Raw genomic sequence first — 3,046 nt, 5'->3', positions numbered from 1 at the left:
CCGCGCCGGCGGGGCCGTGGGGCTGGCCGGCTGCGCCGGAGACGCCGTGGTGGCCGGTAGCTGCGCCGGAGAGCCGGGCGCCGCCGGCTCCAGCGATTTCGTGGATGCTCCTGCCCCGTCCGCGGACAGCGTGGACGGGGTGGACGAGGTGCTGGCGGGGGTGTACGGGTCGACGTCCGGCCAGATGGTCGCGGTCGAGGAGGGCACAGTCGAGGGGAGTGCGGACGAGGGGAGTGAGGGCGAAGGGAGCGAGGGCGAGGTGCCGGCCGTGGCCGGCCCGGTGGCCGCTGACGGGCTCGCCGTCAGCGCCGGGTCGACGTCCGGCCAGATGGTCGAGGGAGCCGTGACGCTGGTGGTGACGGGCACCGGGACGGTCACCGGCCCGGTGCCCGCTACCGGGCCGGCTGCCAGCGCCGGGGCAGTGGCCCCCGCCGCAAGGGTGACGCCGAGCGCCACCTCGGCCATGTGGCGCAGGGCTCGGGGCAGGATGCGCCGGGCGGCGGCCGCCGCGGCCCGCCCGCCGCCGCCGGGCAGCGCGGCGAGCGCGGCCAGGACGAACCCCGCGCACAGCCACAGCAGGCAGGCCCACGCGGCGAGGCCGACAACGGTCACCAGCGCGTGTTCGGGATCGGCCGTGACCCAGTCGGGCACCGCCGAGAAGCCGGACGGGAGATCCGCTCGCCCCGGCCCGACCGCGATCAGGATGATCGCCAGTGCCGTCGCGGCGGCCGCTCCCGTCAGGAAGACGAGCACGCGCCGGACGGCTGGCATCGGCAACTCCCGGTGATTCGGGGGCCTGATCCGTCGGCGGCACGGAAAGAATCATCCAGCCGTTGATCCATTGGCCCATTTGATCTTTGGAAAGCTTCGTTTGGGTTCGTTTGCTTGTGTAAACCCCTGAAGGGTTGATGTCAACCTCGGTTGGATGGTTTGCTCGCCGTCCGCGGGTCCGACGGTGTCCGCGGCCGGTGTCCATCATGATCGCCGTGTGCCCGCGTCCAGCGCTCGCCGCAGGCCCGCTCCCACTGGCTGGACACGCGGGAGCGGTCCATGCCACCCTGCTGGGGCACCGGTCATGGGGTGCGGACACCGTCCATGACCGCTGCGTGGTGCATGCCCCAGGCAGGCAGGGTGGGCCGTCACGCGCTTTTCGGTCAGGCAGGCGTATACCGGCGGCACGTTCGCGTGGATCGTCTCCGGCGGCCGGTGCCCGCCAACGGATACCGCCGCCTGTATGGCTACACATGGTTACATGGCTGGCGATGGCTGGCGTTCCGGGCCGTATCCGCTGCCGCCGCGCCGCGCGTCCGGCTGCGCCGCTCCGGCGGTTGCCGGCCGGACGCCCAGCGGCCGGCCGGAGCTCGGGCCCGCGCATGGGCAGGCGCCCGCGGCGGCGTCCGGGAGCGAAGAGGGAGGGACGGGTGCGCTGGGAGGCGCTTTTCGCCGATCTTGAGACGCAGTGGGAGGCGGCCGAGGCGGCCGAGCTCGACGCCGAGCTCATCGACAGGAGCCGGCGCGAGGCCGGGTACCTGCGTCTGATCGACCGGCTGCGGCCGGCGATCGGCTCGTCGTTGCGGGTGGGCGTCGAGGTTGTCGGGCGGGAGTCCGACAGCGTCCTGACCGGATGGCTCACCGCGCTGGGGGTGGACTGGATGCTGCTGCGGGAGCCGGCGGCCCACGAGGCGCTGGTGCCGTTACACCGCGTGCTGTGGGTGCATGGCCTGGCCGCGCTGTCGGCGCATCCCGGCCACGAGGGCCCGCTGGCGGTCCGGCTGGATCTGCGTTATGTCCTGCGGGGTGTGGCGCGGGACCGTTCACCGTGCGTGGCCGTGCTGGCGGACGGCACCCCGGTGCGGGGCACTGTCGACCGGGTCGGGGCGGACTTCGTCGAAGTGGCCGAGCATCTGGACGACGAGTTCCGCAGGGCACGGTCGGTACGCGCGGTGCGGACCATCCCACTGGCCGCGATCGGCTTCGTCCGCCGGACCGTGTGAGCCGCTGCCGCGCCAGGACGCTGTCACGCAGGACAGGGCGCTGTCGCGCAGGACGCTGTCGCAGGAAAGGCTGTTGGCGCTCCCGGAGCGCTGACGACGTCATGGCGTGCTTCTTCGCGCTACGGGATTCCCACCGATGAAGTGGCGGTCGCGGCGGCGGCGCTCCGGCCGGGCCGGGGTTTCGGCGGCCGGGGCCGTAGCGCTGGTCCGGCGGCGCCGATCTGGCGGGACGGGCCGGGAACCGGTCCGGGCGATCCAGGCCGGGCCTGCTTCCGGCCCCGGTCAGCCGTGCAGGCCGGGGAACTCCTCGTCCGGCAGCGTCTCACCGCGGCCGAGGGGGTTGGCGAGCACGAAGGCGCGGGTCTGCTCGTATGCCCGCTGGATGTATCCCTCAAGCTCGCTGCGTTCGACTCGCCACTGTCCGCGTCCGCCGATCTTTATGGCGGGGAGTTCACCCGAGCGGACCAGCGCGTACGTCTGGCTTGACGAGATGTTGAGGATCTCCGCCACATCGCTGAGCTGAAGGAAACGCTCGTTCATCGGCCTGTCTCCCTGGCGATGGATGGGTCGTGTCTCCTGTGTATCAGAGTCGCAGGTCCAAATCGCCTGTGAATGCCTCCGCTTGTGGATAACAGGTGCTGTTCGCCTTGGGCTCCAGGGCTCCAGGGCTCCGCCACCACGGCGTCGCGGGCCTCTGGTCGCGGTCCGTCAGCGGACTTGGGCCGCGCTGCCGGGTGCCGCGGCGGCGGACGGCGTCGATCACGGAACCCGGGCCCCACCGGGGAGGCCCGGCAGGGCCGCTGCCGCGCCGCCGCGCGGCATGTTCGAGGACCTCTGCCAGGGGCCCGGAGCACGACGCCCCAGGGGCGGCGGTCCGGGGACGGGGCACGGCCCGGGAACGGCACCGCTCGGGACGGTGCTGTCCCCGGGCGCTGCCGTCCGGAGGCGGCGGCCGAGGACGGCAGCCCCAACGCGGTGATCGTCAAGTGGTGACGTGGGGCCGCGGATTGGGGTGTGTTGATCGGGAAGTGGCGGTCGGAAGAGGTGGTGAT

At 73.0% G+C, this 3,046-nt stretch carries 2 protein-coding genes and 1 pseudogene; 1 reads left to right on the top strand and 2 read right to left on the bottom strand.

Annotated elements, in window-relative coordinates:
- Positions 1-771, bottom strand: a pseudogene (locus tag AC5LSR_RS15890) (LysM peptidoglycan-binding domain-containing protein); the annotation flags it as partial.
- A gap of 650 nt (positions 772-1,421) precedes the next feature.
- Here AC5LSR_RS15890 and AC5LSR_RS15885 point away from each other — a divergent pair.
- Positions 1,422-1,994, top strand: a complete 573-nt coding sequence (locus AC5LSR_RS15885; RefSeq protein WP_250287458.1) for a hypothetical protein — start codon at positions 1,422-1,424, stop codon at positions 1,992-1,994.
- A 282-nt stretch (positions 1,995-2,276) separates the two neighbouring features.
- Here AC5LSR_RS15885 and AC5LSR_RS15880 read toward each other — a convergent pair whose 3' ends face one another.
- The gene (locus AC5LSR_RS15880) at positions 2,277-2,534 is read right to left on the bottom strand and encodes a helix-turn-helix domain-containing protein (protein ID WP_250287461.1); all 258 of its coding nucleotides are present in this window, start codon (positions 2,532-2,534) and stop codon (positions 2,277-2,279) included.
- Between the last annotated feature and the right edge of the window lie 512 nt (positions 2,535-3,046).

The organism is Protofrankia sp. CiP1_Cm_nod4 (assembly GCF_982290645.1).
Note: the sequence above shows the minus strand (reverse complement) of the source record. Positions and strands in the feature narration are given on the sequence as shown.